Source organism: Lysinibacillus sp. FSL W8-0992, from assembly GCF_038008685.1.
In the GTDB taxonomy this organism is placed as follows: domain Bacteria; phylum Bacillota; class Bacilli; order Bacillales_A; family Planococcaceae; genus Lysinibacillus.
Genome location: NZ_JBBOZQ010000001.1, coordinates 2,220,597 through 2,237,845, shown reverse-complemented (window position 1 = coordinate 2,237,845; position 17,249 = coordinate 2,220,597). Strand labels below are relative to the sequence as shown.

The window sequence follows — 17,249 nt, the reverse complement described above, 5'->3', positions numbered from 1 at the left end:
CCTACTTCAAATCAATTTCATTAATAAGTTGTTTCGCGCCTTCAATGCTTAGAATCAATTTGCCACCTAGTAAAACCAGGTTATCTTCTGATATTTCACCCGTTGCGGCACATTCCATATTAGGCTTGTATTTCTTAATAACGATTTTGTCACCATCGATAAAGATTTCAGCTGGATCACCATTATCAATTCCTAACGTGCGGCGTAGCTCCTTTGGAATTACTAAACGTCCTAACTCATCTACCTTGCGAACAATACCAGTACTTTTCATTAATCTGACTCCCTTTCTAATTCATAAATTTGTTGTTCTGCATCTTCCAGTTTGCTTTGAAGAGTTTCAACTTCATTCGCTAGTTCTTCTTTTGCATCTTTCAAATCGTTGTAATCATTTGCATTCACAAGAACCTGGTCTCGCACACTAACTGTAAGATTTAAATATTTTTGTACTGTGTACTTTTCTTCTTGAATTTCAAAATCTGAAATACTATCATCGTTTTCTTTAGATTCGATTCGAATTTCTACTTGAGCGTCCATATCGTAATCTAGTAAGTTTGCAATTAAATCACGTACATTCATTCCTACTCACCTCCTGACAAATTGACATCTTCTTGCATATAATCACCTTGTCTAATAATGTCTATAGCTTGTTGTAGCCCTTCAGCCAATGTGCCAATGTTGTCATAACGCTGTTTAATATCTGTAGGGAATGGCTTATCCGACTGAATATAATCGTGTGCTAAATCATTTGAAATTTCTTCGTATTCAGCAATTCGTTTTTGAATTGAGTTAACCATGCCTTCCACAATCAACACTGCTTTCATTCTAGTAACCTCCAATAGATTGATAGTTTTATTTGTAACGCACTGCTACAGCTGTATTAATCGCGTTGCTAATCAAAGCCAATCGTTCTTCAATCGGTAATGCTAACCATTCTGCTACTTTAATTTTCATTTGATTTCACCTCCGAAAAGTTTATCCACAGTAGTCTCGAACATTTCAGCAAGTTTAAATGCCTCAGACAATGTAAACTCTTTCTCACCAGTTTCCTTTCGACTATAAGTGACACTGTGAATATTTAGTTTTTTGGCAACATCTACTTGTTTTAATTTGTTTTCTTTACGTGCAACATACAATTTGTAATACATATAACTCACTCCAATCGAAAGGTTTAGTTGTCCTTCATATAAATCACCTCCTTCATGAAATCATCCGTCGTTCCTTTTTAGGAACGTTAGGTTCAAAAAAATAGGCGATGGGTACGCCAAGTTCAACATGCATCAATTTTGCTTCTTCTAATGTAAAATCTCCACCAAATCCATTGAGCTTTTTTGAGATTGTATTTGGCTTCATTTCTAACAAAACTGCAACATCTTTATGTTTTATTTCATTTTCAACTAAAAATGCTTTTATCTTGTTGTAAGGTTGTCTATTTCTTGTATCCAAATTCTTTCACCTCCCAACGTTCCATTTTAGGAACAACTCAAATATAATTCATATTTTTTGCCATGTCAACATAAATAGTTCCTTAAGTGGAATTATTTTTTGATTAATTGTTGCAATAATGGAACTTATATTATAAAATATTCCCATAAGAGGAATAGTGATAGGAGAGAATAGCGTATGAACACGTTCGGTGAACGGTTAAAAGAATTAAGAGGAAAACAAAGTCTTGAAGAATTAGCAAATAAACTTAATACCCTATACGATACTAATATAAGTAAAAGTATGCTTTCTCGTTATGAAAATGGGACAGATCCAAAAATGGAATACGTAAGAATTATAGCTGATTACTTTAAAGTGTCATCCGATTACTTATTGGGAATAAATGATGATAAAGTTATTTCCTTTAATCCAAAACTAACTGAAAAAGATGAACAATCTATACAAGTAGAACTTCAAAAAATGCTTGAAGGGTTATCTAAAATGGGGCATGCATCTTTTGATGGGAGAACTTTAGATGAATTAAGTGAGGAAGAATTAGAAGATAGAGAGTTATTAATATCCAGCTTAGAAAATTCATTAAGACTAGCTAAACGTGTAGCAAAACAGAAATTCACACCTAAAAAGTACCGTTAATAGGAGTGTTGCGTGTGTCGTCAATCAAGTCAATGGTTAATCAATTAGTAAAAAAATATGGCACCAATGATCCATTTAAAATTGCTAAATATATGGGTATTCTCGTTGTGTTTGAACCATTAGGTAATGCATTAGGATATTACAGTAAGCATTTTAGAGTGCCTATAATTCATATCAATCAAGATGCTGATATAAAAACTCAAATCTATATTTGTGGTCATGAATTAGGTCATGCAATTCAGCATCCAGATACCAACACTTCCTTTTTAAAAATACATACCCTGTTTTCAACAGATAAATTAGAAATAGAGGCTAATACATTTGCTGTTGAATTGTTATTACCTGACGATTTGTTTGTAGAAAAAAACGATTCATGTTTTACCATCTTTGATGCTATTAAAGAAAATGGAGTTCCCGAAGAACTTTTATCTTTAAAAAGCATAGATGGTAAAAATTTTTATCAAAAATAGAACAAATATTCGTAATTTGAAAGGAGTGATTTTCTTGTAAATATAATTGAATAGGATATTTTTTTCGAAAGGAGATAGTTATGTGGCAGTATATAAAGATGAATCAAGAGGAACATGGTATTTTATCACAAGAATTGAGCAACCTGACGGTTCTAAAAAACAGGTTAAACGCAGAGGTTTTAAGACTGAGAAAGCAGCATTGTTGGCAGAAGCGAGACTAGAAGAAGAAGGTGTTGCTGAAGAAGTAGTAACTTTTGAATTTGTTGCGAATAAGTATCTTGAGTGGTACATGAAACGAAGAAAAGTGTCTTCATATAAAAAAGTTGAAAGTGTAATACGTGTTCATCTAATAAAACATTTTAAACGTAAACAAATTAAAAATATACGTCCGAGAGATATTGTGGAATTTCAGGATACTTTAATAGGTGAGAAGTCTCCTTCGCATATCAAAAAAATACACAATATTTTATCAGCTATATTTAATTTTGCAAAACGCCAAGAATATATTCGTGATAATCCTGCTCAGATTGCTGGTAATGTAGATTTGGAAGAAAGAAAACATATTGATTATTGGACGTTAGAAGAATTTAAGTCGTTTATTAAATGTGTTGATGATAATTTATATTACGCATTATTTATGACTCTATATTACAGTGGTATGCGGAAAGGCGAGTTATTAGCTCTGACATGGGCCGATTTAGATTTTGAAAATAACTCCATCAATATAGATAAAAATAATTATTATGGACAAATCACTACAACAAAAACATCTTCATCCACAAGAAAAATATTGATGCCGAAGAATGTTATGAATTTATTGGAGGCTATAAAATTAGAGAAAAATCCTAAGATGAGCTATGTAGTATTTGGTGAAATCAAAGACAGTATCTCTGTTACAGCATTGAGTGTGAGATTCGAAAAGTATGTAAAGTTGTCAGGAGTAAAAAAAATACGTATACATGATTTTCGACATTCTCACGCATCTTATTTAATTAATAAAGGAACAATTGTCTCAGTAGTTGCAAAACGATTAGGTCACTCTAATGTTGCCACAACACTTAACACTTATTCGCACTTGTATCCTTCAACAGAACAAGAAGCCGTCATCCAAATGGAAAACGACTTCAAGCCTGCTCAGGTTATAGAATTTAAACAAAAATAAAAGTAATTGTTACCAAGATTGTTACCACGCTTTTTCAACCCTTGTCATATCAACGTTTCTTTTCACTATGCAGAGACTGCTGTCGCCTCGCCTAAAAAATTTATCGCTATTAATTATCAAAAATCGTCCATAACTTTCAAAGCTCGTCACATCATCCTATCTAGCCGATGTTTTTGTGTTCTCTTGGTCATTTGGGCTAGGTATTATAGAAAGCAGTGCATAGCTTGTATCAAACTTCTGCTAAATTCAGAAAACCTGTAATTTATCAAAAGTAATGTTACGTTGTTTTCAGTAGAACGATGACGAATTGCTTGTCCTTCTAACAATTACATATACATAATTTGACGCAATGAGGTGAAAATGGCTTAACGTACCTAATTGTTTTGTTGTAGCAACCTATTACGCACTTCTGTTAACAAATATAAAGAGCCTGATACAATAGTTCTACATTTATTTTCTGATTGCTGCTGAATAAATTGAAGATAATCACTTAAAACCGCTTTGTGCGGTGCATTACTTAGTTCTACCATATCTTTTGCTGACATTGCACGTGGATTATCAAAATCAACAAAATAAAAGCTATCACTTATTTGCTCAAAGTATTGCAAAACTTCTTTTACATCTTTATCACCTAATATGCCGATAACGAAGGTAACCGACTCATTAGGAAATTCAAGACGAACAGTTTCTACCAATTTCTCTGCACTAGCAGGATTATGTGCACCGTCAAAAATAATATTAGGCATTACTTCTTCAAATCGTCCTAAAATACGTGCCACTTTTATTCCACGGCGTATACTTTCTTCGTTAATAGCAACGTCTAGTACTGTAGCCACTTCGATAAAAGCAGTGATGGCTAATGCCATATTATTTCCTTGATGTGGCCCTTTCATATTACGTGTAAGATTGGAGATACAGATGTTTTTTTCATTATTTTTATAGCACTCATAATGATTCGACTGCTCTAGCGTAAATTGTTTTTTAAGCTCAAGAATTGGTGCTTGCTTTGCATTTGCTACATTATTAATTATTGCCTTCGCTTGTAAAGGTACCTCACCTATAACAACTGGACGATTTTGTTTAATAATCCCTGCTTTATGCTCAGCAATACTTTCGATTGTTGAGCCTAAAAATTTCGTATGCTCGAGCGCTATACTTGGAATAATGGAGACAATTGGCATCACTACATTGGTGCTATCCAATAAGCCACCCATTCCTGCTTCAATTAAAGCCACATCGACATCACAATTAACAAAGTGCAAGAATGCAGCAACCGTTAATAATTCGAAATCTGTTAGTTTACCGCTAAGTCCAGCGCTTTTCATTTGTTGAAAAACGCGATCCATCTCTACTTCTGTAATGGGCTTTTTCGTTACTTGAATTTGGTCATGCACATTTAAAATGCATGGAGACATAAACTTGCCTACTTTTAAGCCATGCTCCTGTGCAATTGACTCTAAAAATGTAAGTGTTGAGCCTTTGCCGTTCGTACCTGCAAGATGTACAATCTGTAGTTTTCTCTCTGGGTTTCCTACGAGCGCTAATGCCTCTTCAATAGCTTTTAGACCAGGCTTAATGATATCATCGCTTGTTATTGCCCATTTTTTCTTATATATATCAAACTGTGGAATCATCGTACTTCCTCCTGCAACCATTGGCGAACTTCCGCTATAAAATAAAGTGAGCCAGTAATAACAACAATATCGTGAAGGCCCTTGCTTTGTATAACAGAACGGACGATTGCTTGCCAATTTGCATCATATTGTTTGTCATTATGCGTAGACAGCATCGCTAATTTTTCAGCTGGCATGGCATTTGGCATTCCAATTTGCGTAAAGGACATGGATGAAGCGATTCCATCCATTAATGCAATACTATTTGCATGATCCTTATCAGACAGCGCTGCATAAATGAAGCGATAATGATGATTTGGATAAACAGTCTGAAGTGTTTGAATCAACGCGGCTGTTCCTTCAGAATTATGAGCACCGTCTAGCACGATATTATTTGGAAATTGTTCAAAGCGGCCTGCCCACTGAGCATTTTGCAACGCCTGACGCATTGATTGTTCTGTTAGTTGAATATGTCCTTGCTCACGTAAAATATCCATCGCTGTAATGGCAAGACTGGCATTCGCAATTTGATGCTCACCAGCCATTTTTAGTTGAATATTATTTATTTCAACATTTGCGTTACGATAGTTGAAGGTTTGCATAACAATCCCTTGATTTTTTGCCACTACGTGAAAATAGTTTCCTAAAACAAGGCATTCCGCATGACGTTCTTGTGCAACTTTTTGAATAACATCAAGCGCCTCATCGTTTTTAACCCCTACCACAACAGGTACTCCTTCTTTAATAATACCTGCCTTTTCAAATGCAACTTTCGCATACGTATCGCCTAAAAATGCTGTATGCTCCAATGAAATTGTCGTAATAATTGAAACAAGTGGTGTGATGACATTTGTCGCATCTAAACGACCGCCAAGCCCTGTTTCAATTAGTGCAAAATCTACTTCTTCTTCAGCAAAATACTGGAACATAATAAGTGTTACGACTTCAAAAAAGCTCGGATAGTCCCCATTATAATGCGCCTCAATAATTGAAGCGATATTGTTCATATACTGTAAAAATTGCTCGTCAGAAATTTGCGTGCCATTGATAGTCATTCGTTCATTAACGCGTGTTAAATGTGGAGAAGTAAAAGCTCCTACTCGATAACCTGCATCCTCTAACATTTCCCTCAATACGTTTACTGTAGACCCCTTGCCATTAGAACCAGCTAAATGTATAGTTCGTAGCTTGTTTTGTGGGTCTCCCAAACGGGCCAATACTTCACGCATCATTACTAATGGCTCACGTTTAAAATCAACTGCTTTTAATGTAAAAATAAAATCTGTACATGCTTTTATCGTTGTAAACAAAAGAAACACTCCCTCTCACTCTAGTATAAAGGGTGCCAGGCACACAAACAATTCAGACACAATTTTAAAAACACACAGAAAAGCACTTTAGGAGTGATTATCTGTGTGTTTTCAACTAGTTTATTTCAAATAAACAGCAAATTATTGTAATTGATGGACACCTAATAGCGCACCCATATCATCTAAAATAATTTTTGCATCATTATTTAAAAGTGGCAAAACATCCGATCTTTGCACTAATTCAAACGAGTTCTTTAATGTTCTTTTCAACATCGAAATATCAAAATTTGAACAATACTCATTAATCTTATTAATAACTAGTAAATCTGTACGTGTTAATGTTTTCTTCACTTCATTTTGCCCATTGCTATTCGCTAAAACATGTTTAATAAGAACGCGCCCGCTTGCGTTTAATAAACGATAGTATTTCGCTTCCGATAGCTTTAGTAGATTTGCCTCTATCAGCCCTCTTGCATTAACAAAATCTAAATCATCACAGGCTTTGTTCACCTTCACAACTATTGTTCCAATATTTCCAGACATGATAAACCTCCATTTTTATTTTTCATAACTTTTTCATACCAAAGAAAAAAGCCATTCTAATCAATATAGAATAGCCATAAAATTAAATGAAATTACTTTAAATGGTAACCAGGCAATCGTAGTTGAAAGAAAACAATTCTCTCTTCACCTTAGACCCTAGGCTTTGCGTCCTAACCTTTCGGATAGTTTGCCTTTATCTATTATACTAACTACATTGTATGATACTATACATTTTTTCCTAACTCAACACATATCTTTTGGCTTATAAAAAGAAAAACAGCAGATGACTTTTTCGCCATCTGCTGTTTCTATCATTCACTATGTTATTACATATTTTTTAGTTCTTCTAAACGTTTTAATACAACGGCATGTTTTTCTTCATAGTCCGCTAATTTTTCGCGTTCTGCGTTAACCAACGCTTCTGGTGCTTTTGAAACAAATTTTTCATTTGACAGCTTACCAGTTACAAGCTTCACTTCTTTAGCCCATTTTTCTAATTCTTTTTCAAGACGAGCAATCTCTTCTTCCAGGTTGATCAGTCCCACAAGTGGTAAGAATAGCTCTGCCCCTGTTACTACAGCAGTCATAGACTGTCCTGGAGCCTCTAAGCCTTCACCAATTGTTAATGACTCTGGATTACAGAATTTTTCTAAATAGCCTTTATTGGCTTCAAGAATGGTAACCGTAGCAGCATCCTTAGCAGAAATGTATAATGGTACTTTTTTGCTCATTGGTGTGTTAACTTCCGCACGAATATTGCGCACTGAACGTATAATATCCATAAGAAGCTTCATATTGTCTGCTTCCTCTGCAAAGTGAAGGTCTGTGCGTACAGTTGGCCATGCTGCAACTGTAATCGACTCACCTTCATGCGGTAAGTGTTGCCAAATTTCTTCTGTAATGAATGGCATAAGCGGATGTAATAGACGCATTGTTTGGTCTAGTACATAAGCTAATATAGAGCGAGTCGTTTTTTTAGCAGCTTCGTCTTCACCATTCATTGGTAATTTCGCCATTTCAATATACCAAGAACAGAAATCATCCCAAATGAAGTTATATAGTTCACGACCTACTTCACCGAATTCATAGCGTTCTGCTAATGATGTTACACGTTCAATCGTCTCATTTAAACGAGTCAGAATCCACTTATCAGCCACTGATTTTTCACCAGTCAAGTCGATTTCATCATACGTCATACCATCCATGTTCATTAATGCAAAACGAGAAGCATTCCAAATTTTATTAGCAAAGTTCCAAACAGACTCTACTTTTTCAGTTGTATAACGTAAATCTTGACCCGGAGAAGAGCCTGTTGCTAAGAAATAACGAAGTGAATCAGCACCGTATTTCTCAATAACATCCATAGGGTCCACACCATTACCAAGTGATTTACTCATCTTACGTCCTTCACCATCACGTACTAATCCATGGATTAATACATCTTTGAATGGGCGTTGTTCTGTAAATTCAATACCTTGGAATATCATACGAGAAACCCAGAAGAAAATAATATCATAGCCCGTTACAAGCGTACTTGTTGGATAGTAACGTTGATATTCTTCATTTGCCTCGTCCGGCCAACCCATTGTAGAAAATGGCCATAGTGCAGATGAGAACCATGTATCTAATACATCTTCATCTTGTGTCCAATTTTCTGCATCAGCAGGAGCTTCTTTCCCTACGTAAATCTCGCCTGTTTCATTGTGATACCAGGCAGGAATTTGGTGTCCCCACCATAATTGGCGAGAGATACACCAGTCACGGATATTCTCCATCCAACGAGAATATGTGTTTTCAAAACGTGATGGAACGAAATTTACTTTACCTTCCTCGTCTTTTTGAAGCTCTAAAGAGGCATCTGCAAGTGGTTGCATTTTAACGAACCATTGTGCTGATAGGTAAGGCTCTACAACCGCTCCAGAACGTTCAGAGTGCCCTACAGAGTGCACATGCTCTTCAATGTTGATTAAGACACCCGCTTCTTGTAAGTCTGCTACGATTTGTTTACGGCATTCAAAACGATCCATGCCATTGTATTTACCAGCAAGCTCATTCATTGTGCCATCTTCGTTCATAACAAGAATTCGTTCTAAGTTATGACGGTTACCAACTTCAAAGTCATTCGGATCATGGGCTGGAGTCATTTTTACAACGCCTGTACCGAATTCCATATCAACGTAATCATCTGCTACGATTGGAATTTCACGGCCCACAATTGGTAAAATAACTGTTTTACCAATTAAGTGTTGATAACGCTCATCGTTCGGGTGAACTGCTACACCAGAGTCACCAAGCATTGTTTCAGGGCGTGTTGTTGCAACTTCCACATAGCCCGAGCCATCTGCTAATGGGTATTTCATGTGGTAGAATGCACCTTGAACATCTTGATAGATTACTTCAATATCCGATAAGGCTGTTTTCGCTGCTGGGTCCCAGTTAATAATACGCTCACCGCGATAAATTAAGCCTTTCTCATATAATTGAACGAAAACCGTTTTAACAGCATCTGATAGACCTGTATCGAGTGTGAAACGTTCACGAGAGTAGTCTAATGCAAGGCCAAGCTTCGCCCATTGTGAGCGAATGTGCCCAGCATACTCTTCTTTCCACTCCCAAGTTTTTTCTAGGAATTTTTCACGTCCTAAATCATAACGTGTAATATTATCCTCACGCAGTTTTGCTTCTACTTTTGCTTGAGTTGCAATACCTGCATGGTCCATTCCTGGTAACCAAAGTGCATCAAAACCTTGCATGCGCTTCATACGGATTAAAATATCTTGTAACGTTGTATCCCAAGCATGACCAAGGTGTAATTTACCTGTTACGTTTGGTGGTGGAATTACGATGGAATATGGTTCCTTTCCGCTTTCAGGTTGTGCTTCGAAAAATTTACCTTGTAACCACCATTCATAGCGACCCGTTTCAATTGATTGTGGATCATATTTCGTAGGCATTGAAATGTTTTCTGTCATATTGTCTCCTCCTGTTGGTAAATAATTTTGACATACGTCAGCTTTGGCAAACTAGATAACCACTCGTCTTGATTTTTCAGTGTATTCACACCGAATAAATCCGTGACAATTGCACGTGGCTTATTTGCTAATAAAATGCATACATCTTTTTAGCAAATAAAAAAACTCCTATCGTCAACAAAAGGACGAAGGAGTTTAAGTTCGCGGTACCACCTTTAATTCCAGCATTTTAAGATTAGTACTCTTACACACCACTATTTGTCATTTAATAAGTGCTCTAAATGCCCTTATCATCTCGAAATAATGATTCATGCTTGATTTACTTAAGCTTATTACAACTGGCTCTCAATTCGTTAACGGTGTTTAACCGGCTTTAACTACTACTAGTTCACTAAAGCTGCTCGAGGGCTACGTTCAATTACGCACAAATAGAAACTTTTCAGCTACCGTTTCCTCTCTATAATTGCACAAATAATCTACTCTTCCCTGTCATAGCATCCATATTCGATTTTACACATTGTACCGCAAATTCATGTATTTTTTCAAGTGATTTCGTCAATTTCAGCTAGTCTTAAAAAGTAAATAGAAAAAGGAAGTGACTATTCATATGCGACGACGTAAGTATAACCCTTGGCTTTTACCACCTTGGCTACGACAATTTCGATTTTATTGTAGAACAATTATTATACCGATTTGTGGTTTTCAGTTTATACGTGTCATAATCATCCCAACTTCTGGCGACCTTATCATCTTATTACTTTTACTGCTTCTATGCTATTTACTTTTGAAAGATATCATTTGATACACGAACTTTGAGTGGTGTATAGCCTTCTGTTAAATCCCATATCATCGTCGGCACTTCATGCCAAGAACTCGATTCTCGCACAGCAGTAAGGCTTGAAGACTCTCTAAGGACGATTTTTTGCTCGGCAGGTGCAGATTGTTTAGATTTTGAAATAGCTGCACTAGCTTCTACAGTTGTCGGTTGCTTTACTTGAACAGATTGCGCAACAAATGCAGACTCTTCCACTGCATCATGCGTTGTAGCTTCTACAAGCTTTTCTTCTAAAGCATCGACTTGTTCGACTACTGGCACCGATTCGCTAAACGTACTTGTCACTGTCCATTCTAATTGGCACTTTTGATTGGTAAGTATCGGACGAATGTCTTTTACCATTAAGTCCTCAATCGCTGCCTCTTTTGGTAAATCAACATTTAATGGGACCGCATACTCAAAATAACCTGTGTCTCCTTGAACATCAAGCGCATCAATACTTATTAAGTCTTCAGCATCCATGAAAGTTTGCATGTTTTGAAAATCAAAGCGTACATGCGCTGTAATATGATAAATACCATTTAATCTTAAAGAATCTTCTAATTGCATTGACTGCCATTGTGGCTTTATCTGTACAGCAGCAATTTCTGTTGGGCAACCGTACCCCGGAAAACAAAATGTCTCTCGCATATTCCAAGTTTTCTTTTCGATAATAATCCCTCCCTTTGCATCATATGAATTGCAATTGGAATGTATGCTAGCCAACTAGCAAGTTAGCTTTCATATAAAAAGCATGCCCGAATTTAATCAGGCATGCTTTTTATGATTATACGTTAACCATTTTAATTTTATTTGCTACACGATCAGTTAAAATTTGGGTAGCTTTTGGAACAATTGGCTTAAAGATAGGGTTTAAAACAGGACCAGCTAAGCCCCCTGCTGTTACCTCTAAAAAGCCTGTCATTTTTGTATTGTCTGCATCAATGCTTTCAGCAAGGAAATAACCGTTTCCTGTGAAATTATCTGATAACCCTTTTAAATTGAACGTTACTTTTGATGGTGCTGTCCACTCTAAAATTGTAATTTCTACTTCAACTGTTTTTTTCAGTACACCAACATTACCTTTAAATGTCCATGTAGATTGCTTATCATCTATCATTGTATGTGCATTATAGCCTGGGACAAGCTTTGCCCATTTTTCCATATCGCTAACAAATTCCCATACATGCTCGATTGCTACGGGTACTTCTACTGAATGTGTGCCTGTTGCCATTTTAATTCACTACTTTCTATTATGAATAGTTTTATTATAAACTAAAACGCCCACAATTTGGCTATGCTGAAAGTTTTAATTTTAATAAAAAAAGCCACCCTAAATGGATGGCTTTATGTTATTTTGCTAATTGTTCAAACACTTTATGGAAGGCTGCGACAGTTTTCGCAATATGCTCTTCTGTATGTGCAGTCGAAATAAATAATCCTTCAAATTGTGAAGGTGGTAAGAAAATACCTTCCTCTGCCATTAAGCGGAAATATTCAGCAAATAATTGTAAGTCAGACGTTTTTGCTGAAGCAAAATCTATTACATCTTCATTCGTAAAGAAGAAACCAATCATAGAACCTGCACGATTAACAGTATGTGGAATATTGTATTTTGTAGCAGCTGCACGGAAACCTTCCTCTAATTGATCTCCTAATTTTTTAAAATACTCATAGGAGTTTGCATCAAGGCGTGATAAAGTTTCATAGCCTGCTGTCATTGCTAATGGATTACCTGATAGTGTGCCAGCTTGATAAATCGGCCCAGCTGGTGCTACTTGCTCCATAATTTCCTTTTTACCAGCAAACGCACCTACAGGCAGCCCGCCACCAATTACTTTTCCTAGCGTTGTCATATCAGGTGTCACACCAAAGTAACCTTGAGCACAGCCATAGTCCACTCGGAAGCCCGTCATTACTTCATCAAAGATTAACAATGCACCATGTTTAGTTGTTAACTCACGTAAACCTTCGAGGAAACCTGGTTGCGGCGGTACAACGCCCATATTACCTGCCACTGGTTCAACGATAATTGCAGCAAGCTCTGTACCAAATTTTTCGAATACTTGTTGAGCACCTTCTAAATCATTATAAGCAACCGTTAATGTATTACGAGCAATATCCGCTGGTACACCAGGGCTATCAGGTAAGCCTAATGTTGCTACACCTGAGCCAGCTTTAATAAGTAATGAGTCACCATGACCATGATATGACCCTTCAAATTTCAAAATTTTATCGCGTCCTGTTACACCGCGCGCTACACGTAATGCAGACATCGTTGCCTCTGTTCCAGATGATACAAAGCGAATCATCTCCATACCAGGCAGACGATCCAATACTAATTTAGCTAATCGATTTTCTGTATAACTAGGTGCGCCAAATGAAGAGCCTTTTGCTGCTGTTTCAGCAATAGCTTTTACAACGTCTGGATGAGTATGACCTAAAATTAAAGGCCCCCATGATAATACGTAATCGATATATTCATTGCCATCAATGTCTTTAATAATTGCACCGTGACCAGATTCCATAAATATCGGGTCCATGTTGACAGATTTAAATGCACGAACTGGGCTACTAACCCCACCTGGCATTAAGTTAATAGCTTCTGCATATGCTTGCTTTGATTTTTCATAAGAACGCGCCATTTATTTCTCCTCCAACCAACGTGCTACATCTTTAGCATGATATGTGATAATTAAATCAGAGCCTGCTCGCTTCATACCTAGCAATGTTTCAAGCACGACTTTTTTCTCTTCAATCCAGCCATTAATAGCTGCAGCTTTAATCATTGCATATTCACCAGATACGTTATAGGCAACAATCGGTAATGTATAGTTATTTTTCATATCTCGAATAATATCTAAATAGCTAAGAGCTGGTTTAACGATTAAGAAATCTGCACCTTCTTCGATATCAGATTCTGCCTCACGGAAAGCTTCCATACGATTTGATGGATCCATCTGGTACGATTTACGATCCCCAAATTGTGGTGCTCCATCAGCCGCATCACGGAAAGGACCATAGTAGCTTGATGCATATTTTACGGCATATGACATAATCGGTACATTTTCAAATCCAGCTTCGTCAAGACCAGTACGTATTGCAGCAACAAAGCCATCCATCATATTCGATGGCGCAATAATATCTGCCCCTGCTTGTGCTTGTGATACAGCAGTGCGTGCTAAAACATCAAGAGAAGCGTCATTTAAAATCTGGTCGCCCTCGATTAAGCCACAATGACCATGGTCTGTAAATTCACAAAGGCATGTATCTGCAATAACTAAAAGATTTGGATGACGTTCTTTAATAAGGCGCGTAGCTTCTTGTACAATGCCATGATCATGGAAAGCACCCGTACCAACCGCATCTTTTTCCGCTGGTAAACCGAATAAAATAACAGAAGGTATACCTAAAGCAACAACTTCATCAACTTCAGCACCTAGGTTATCTAATGAAAATTGAAAAACACCTGGCATAGACTGAACTTCATTTTTAATATTTTCGCCTTCAATAACGAAAATCGGATAAATTAAGTCCTCTTTGTGTAAATAAGTTTCTTTTACCATAGATCGAATCGTTGCATTTGCGCGTAAACGACGATGTCTTTGAAATTGTAAATTTGTCATTTTCTTTCCTCTACTTTCGTTAATTCCTCGATGACTGCTTGCATTGTATAAACACTCGGCTTAATGTCTACAGCAGCACCGTGGTTTAAAATAGCTGCTTCTGTAATATGACCGATTGCTGCCACACGTACCGTTTCCCAACCAACGATTGATGCTACATCCAATGCATATACATCTACAGCTGAAGGACTTGCAAATATTACTGTGACGTCTGCATACTCCTGAATGCAATCAATAATTACTTGTTTTTGGTCGTGGCGCTCAATCGTTTCATAAACGGTCCATTCTTTAAGTTTAAAGGGCAAACCTTCCTTTAACGTTTTTTTCGCTTTTTCTCCACGAATAAATAAACATGTTGGATTGTCCCCTGCAATAATTGGAAACTCTTTAACAAATACATCAGCACTAAATACTGATGGCATGAAGCTAACTTGAAATCCTAACTTCTCTAATGCCTCAGTAGTTTTAGTTCCAATAGATGCAATTTTCCCTTGAAAATGACTTGCACGTAAATGACTGCGATCCATCTTCTTAGCAAAAGCATCTACCGCATTTTGACTCGTAAAGATTAGCCAGTTAAATTGACGCGCACATTCTAAATGCACGCCATCATTTATGTCGATAATTTCGCAAGTTTCTATCAATGGGGCAAAAACTGCCTGACCACCTAAAGAGGAAATATCTTCTACAACTGTTGCTGTTTTAGATGTTCCTGTTAAAACGATTGTTTTACCCTGTAAAGGTAAACTATTTTGCATCTTGCTCTGCCTTCACACGTTGAATTAAATCATAGGCACCTTGCTTCGTTAACATCTCAGCAAGTTCTTTGCCAATTGTTTCGGCATCAATACCATTTACAGTCTCTTTATAAATTACAGATGCATCTGGTGCAGCAACTAAACCTGTAAGTGTAATTTCTTCCCCATTAAGCTTTGCATACCCTGCGATAGGCACTTGGCAACCGCCATCCATAGCTGCTAAGAAAGCACGTTCTGCATGTGCCTCTTGCCATGTAGCATTATCAGTTAATTTTGCTAGTTCAGCTAATAATTCAGCGTCATCTTTACGGCATTCAATACCTAAAGAACCTTGCGCTACTGCTGGCAGACAATTTTCAACTGATAAAAATTCGGTTACGACATCATCGCTCCAGCCAAGTCGTTTTAACCCTGCAGCAGCTAAAATAATCGCATCATATTCTTCTGTTTCAAGTTTTGCTAAACGTGTATCTACATTCCCACGAATCCATTTTATTTCAATATCTGGACGCATCGTTAAGAGTTGAGCGCTACGTCGAAGAGAACTTGTCCCAACTACCGCTCCTGCAGGAAGATCTGCAAACTTCACATGACCTTTAGAAATAAATGCATCACGCGCATCTTCACGTGGTGGGATACAACCAATGACTAAACCTTCAGGTAGTACCGCAGGCATATCTTTCATAGAATGAACAGCAAAGTCAATTTCCTTATCAAAAAGTGCCTGTTCAATTTCTTTTACAAAAAGCCCTTTACCGCCAACTTTAGAAAGTTGGACGTCTAAAATTTGATCGCCTTTTGTCACAATTTCTTTTACTTCAAATTCAAACGGCGCACCTGCTGCCTTTAGCTCATTGATGAACCAATTTGTTTGCGTTAATGCTAATTTACTTCTCCTAGAACCTACAATAATTTTTCTCAACAGTCTCCAACCTTTCTTCTAATACCATAAATGGAATCGAGATAAGCTACTCCCTAAAAAGAAGTTTACAACAACTAATAAATATGCATAGATATGTACCCACGCATAATTAGTACCAGTCAGCTTACTTTTACGATTCACATATAAAATACAGCAATATAATACTAAAATGATAAAGGACCCTATTATCTTCGCATCAAAGATAGATAAACTCTCTAATCTTAATAATGCCCATTCAAACCCTAAAATTAAACTTATGAATAGCATTGGAATACCAATAAAAAATGATATGTTCATCCAATTGCTCGTTTGCTGTAGTGACGGCAAACGTGTCCATAGTTGAGACCACTTTTTCTTTTTTAATAAACGATATAAGATTAAATACAATATCGCAAACACAAAAGTTAACGTAAAAGCAGCATACGATAAGATTGCAAATGAAATATGGATAAAGAGCATTTCGGAAATTAAAGTCTCTCCTACTGCACCCGTCGGTCTTTTCGGCATAAATGTGAATATACTAGCAAATACAAATCCTAATATATTGATAATAAATACTGGTAAATCGACTCTCGCTATACAATGGAGAATAATCGACAGTGATACAAGTAACCAGGAATAGAAAAGAATCCCCTCATACAAGGATAAAATCGGGAATCGTTTTGTTTCTACAAAAGTTAAAATAATTATGGCACTTTGAATTACCCATACAAATGAAACAAGCCAAAAAGCAATTCGCCTTGTTTGTACTTGCTTATAAAAGTAATCAGTAAAGTAAAACACTAGACTGATCGCGTACAAGACGATCATTACTTCATAGAGCCTTGTCATTGTCAAATCAGCCAATGGACATCCCTTCTTTATATCAAAAAGTGCTAAAGTTACTATAAACAGTATCCCAGCCTAAAAAAAGACGTTTTCGTATCTTTAGTTTACCATACAGATACGAAAACGCCTCATGTAATTTCAAGTTCGCACACGTC

19 protein-coding genes, 1 riboswitch and 1 other annotated feature are annotated in these 17,249 nt (G+C 36.7%); of the genes, 3 read left to right on the top strand and 16 right to left on the bottom strand.

Going from position 1 to position 17,249, the window contains the following annotated elements; all coding sequences use genetic code 11:
• Position 1 precedes the first annotated feature (1 nt).
• The 5 genes from NSQ74_RS11060 to NSQ74_RS11040 all read right to left on the bottom strand — a co-directional run bounded on the left by NSQ74_RS11060 (position 2) and on the right by NSQ74_RS11040 (position 1,443).
• Positions 2-271 (bottom strand): AbrB/MazE/SpoVT family DNA-binding domain-containing protein, encoded by a 270-nt coding sequence (locus NSQ74_RS11060; RefSeq protein ID WP_340823323.1) that lies wholly within the window; start codon positions 269-271, stop codon positions 2-4.
• Positions 271-576: a hypothetical protein gene (locus NSQ74_RS11055; protein ID WP_340823322.1), complete on the bottom strand. Its 306-nt coding sequence runs from the start codon at positions 574-576 to the stop codon at positions 271-273. Before NSQ74_RS11055 ends, NSQ74_RS11060 begins: the two co-directional genes overlap by 1 nt.
• Positions 577-578: 2 nt before the next feature.
• Positions 579-821 (bottom strand): hypothetical protein, encoded by a 243-nt coding sequence (locus NSQ74_RS11050; protein WP_340823321.1) that lies wholly within the window; start codon positions 819-821, stop codon positions 579-581.
• Positions 822-947: 126 nt separating this feature from the next.
• Positions 948-1,145: a helix-turn-helix transcriptional regulator gene (locus tag NSQ74_RS11045; RefSeq protein ID WP_340823319.1), complete on the bottom strand. Its 198-nt coding sequence runs from the start codon at positions 1,143-1,145 to the stop codon at positions 948-950.
• A 52-nt stretch (positions 1,146-1,197) separates the two neighbouring features.
• Positions 1,198-1,443: a helix-turn-helix domain-containing protein gene (locus NSQ74_RS11040; protein WP_024364783.1), complete on the bottom strand. Its 246-nt coding sequence runs from the start codon at positions 1,441-1,443 to the stop codon at positions 1,198-1,200.
• 177 nt (positions 1,444-1,620) lie between these two features.
• On the opposite strand from NSQ74_RS11040, the gene NSQ74_RS11035 reads away from it, so the two are divergent.
• The 3 genes from NSQ74_RS11035 to NSQ74_RS11025 all read left to right on the top strand — a co-directional run bounded on the left by NSQ74_RS11035 (position 1,621) and on the right by NSQ74_RS11025 (position 3,708).
• Positions 1,621-2,076 (top strand): helix-turn-helix domain-containing protein, encoded by a 456-nt coding sequence (locus NSQ74_RS11035; RefSeq protein WP_024364784.1) that lies wholly within the window; start codon positions 1,621-1,623, stop codon positions 2,074-2,076.
• A gap of 14 nt (positions 2,077-2,090) precedes the next feature.
• Positions 2,091-2,546, top strand: a complete 456-nt coding sequence (locus NSQ74_RS11030; protein ID WP_340823318.1) for an ImmA/IrrE family metallo-endopeptidase — start codon at positions 2,091-2,093, stop codon at positions 2,544-2,546.
• Between the two features lie 82 nt (positions 2,547-2,628).
• A complete protein-coding gene (locus tag NSQ74_RS11025; RefSeq protein ID WP_340823317.1) occupies positions 2,629-3,708 on the top strand; it encodes a tyrosine-type recombinase/integrase in 1,080 nt (359 codons plus the stop codon).
• 374 nt (positions 3,709-4,082) lie between these two features.
• Here the strand turns inward: NSQ74_RS11025 and NSQ74_RS11020 are convergent, their stop codons facing one another.
• The 11 genes from NSQ74_RS11020 to ccsA all read right to left on the bottom strand — a co-directional run bounded on the left by NSQ74_RS11020 (position 4,083) and on the right by ccsA (position 17,112).
• The gene (locus NSQ74_RS11020) at positions 4,083-5,342 is read right to left on the bottom strand and encodes a bifunctional folylpolyglutamate synthase/dihydrofolate synthase (protein ID WP_340823316.1); all 1,260 of its coding nucleotides are present in this window, start codon (positions 5,340-5,342) and stop codon (positions 4,083-4,085) included.
• A complete protein-coding gene (locus NSQ74_RS11015; protein ID WP_445669060.1) occupies positions 5,339-6,631 on the bottom strand; it encodes a bifunctional folylpolyglutamate synthase/dihydrofolate synthase in 1,293 nt (430 codons plus the stop codon). The genes NSQ74_RS11020 and NSQ74_RS11015 overlap by 4 nt, the downstream gene beginning before the upstream one ends.
• Before the next feature lie 141 nt (positions 6,632-6,772).
• Positions 6,773-7,174: a hypothetical protein gene (locus tag NSQ74_RS11010; protein WP_340823314.1), complete on the bottom strand. Its 402-nt coding sequence runs from the start codon at positions 7,172-7,174 to the stop codon at positions 6,773-6,775.
• Between the two features lie 100 nt (positions 7,175-7,274).
• Positions 7,275-7,376: riboswitch (cyclic di-GMP riboswitch) on the bottom strand.
• 124 nt (positions 7,377-7,500) lie between these two features.
• Positions 7,501-10,146, bottom strand: a complete 2,646-nt coding sequence (locus tag NSQ74_RS11005; RefSeq protein ID WP_340823313.1) for a valine--tRNA ligase — start codon at positions 10,144-10,146, stop codon at positions 7,501-7,503.
• Positions 10,147-10,324: 178 nt separating this feature from the next.
• Positions 10,325-10,648: a binding site (T-box leader), on the bottom strand.
• Between the two features lie 276 nt (positions 10,649-10,924).
• Positions 10,925-11,611: a valyl-tRNA synthetase gene (locus tag NSQ74_RS11000; RefSeq protein WP_340823311.1), complete on the bottom strand. Its 687-nt coding sequence runs from the start codon at positions 11,609-11,611 to the stop codon at positions 10,925-10,927.
• A 136-nt stretch (positions 11,612-11,747) separates the two neighbouring features.
• Positions 11,748-12,194, bottom strand: coding sequence for a CoxG family protein (locus NSQ74_RS10995; protein ID WP_340823310.1), 447 nt, complete (start codon positions 12,192-12,194; stop codon positions 11,748-11,750).
• 118 nt (positions 12,195-12,312) lie between these two features.
• Positions 12,313-13,605 carry a glutamate-1-semialdehyde 2,1-aminomutase gene (gene hemL, locus NSQ74_RS10990; RefSeq protein ID WP_340823309.1) on the bottom strand — a complete coding sequence of 431 codons (1,293 nt, stop codon included), beginning with the start codon at positions 13,603-13,605 and terminating at the stop codon, positions 12,313-12,315.
• Complete coding sequence (gene hemB, locus NSQ74_RS10985) at positions 13,606-14,586, bottom strand: porphobilinogen synthase (protein ID WP_340823308.1); 981 nt, start codon at positions 14,584-14,586, stop codon at positions 13,606-13,608.
• The gene (locus tag NSQ74_RS10980) at positions 14,583-15,344 is read right to left on the bottom strand and encodes a uroporphyrinogen-III synthase (RefSeq protein ID WP_340823307.1); all 762 of its coding nucleotides are present in this window, start codon (positions 15,342-15,344) and stop codon (positions 14,583-14,585) included. The genes hemB and NSQ74_RS10980 overlap by 4 nt, the downstream gene beginning before the upstream one ends.
• A complete protein-coding gene (gene hemC / locus NSQ74_RS10975) occupies positions 15,334-16,266 on the bottom strand; it encodes a hydroxymethylbilane synthase (protein ID WP_340823306.1) in 933 nt (310 codons plus the stop codon). Before hemC ends, NSQ74_RS10980 begins: the two co-directional genes overlap by 11 nt.
• 18 nt (positions 16,267-16,284) lie before the next feature.
• Positions 16,285-17,112: a cytochrome c biogenesis protein CcsA gene (gene ccsA / locus NSQ74_RS10970; RefSeq protein ID WP_340823305.1), complete on the bottom strand. Its 828-nt coding sequence runs from the start codon at positions 17,110-17,112 to the stop codon at positions 16,285-16,287.
• Between the last annotated feature and the right edge of the window lie 137 nt (positions 17,113-17,249).

Coding starts and splice junctions, on each gene's coding strand:
- NSQ74_RS11060 (WP_340823323.1), bottom strand. CDS start 271: ATGAAAAGTACTGGTATTGTTCGCAAGGTAGATGAGTTAGGACGTTTA.
- NSQ74_RS11055 (WP_340823322.1), bottom strand. CDS start 576: ATGAATGTACGTGATTTAATTGCAAACTTACTAGATTACGATATGGAC.
- NSQ74_RS11050 (WP_340823321.1), bottom strand. CDS start 821: ATGAAAGCAGTGTTGATTGTGGAAGGCATGGTTAACTCAATTCAAAAA.
- NSQ74_RS11045 (WP_340823319.1), bottom strand. CDS start 1,145: ATGTATTACAAATTGTATGTTGCACGTAAAGAAAACAAATTAAAACAA.
- NSQ74_RS11035 (WP_024364784.1), top strand. CDS start 1,621: ATGAACACGTTCGGTGAACGGTTAAAAGAATTAAGAGGAAAACAAAGT.
- NSQ74_RS11020 (WP_340823316.1), bottom strand. CDS start 5,342: ATGATTCCACAGTTTGATATATATAAGAAAAAATGGGCAATAACAAGC.
- NSQ74_RS11010 (WP_340823314.1), bottom strand. CDS start 7,174: ATGTCTGGAAATATTGGAACAATAGTTGTGAAGGTGAACAAAGCCTGT.
- NSQ74_RS11005 (WP_340823313.1), bottom strand. CDS start 10,146: ATGACAGAAAACATTTCAATGCCTACGAAATATGATCCACAATCAATT.
- NSQ74_RS11000 (WP_340823311.1), bottom strand. CDS start 11,611: ATGCGAGAGACATTTTGTTTTCCGGGGTACGGTTGCCCAACAGAAATT.
- NSQ74_RS10995 (WP_340823310.1), bottom strand. CDS start 12,194: ATGGCAACAGGCACACATTCAGTAGAAGTACCCGTAGCAATCGAGCAT.
- hemL (WP_340823309.1), bottom strand. CDS start 13,605: ATGGCGCGTTCTTATGAAAAATCAAAGCAAGCATATGCAGAAGCTATT.
- hemB (WP_340823308.1), bottom strand. CDS start 14,586: ATGACAAATTTACAATTTCAAAGACATCGTCGTTTACGCGCAAATGCA.
- NSQ74_RS10980 (WP_340823307.1), bottom strand. CDS start 15,344: ATGCAAAATAGTTTACCTTTACAGGGTAAAACAATCGTTTTAACAGGA.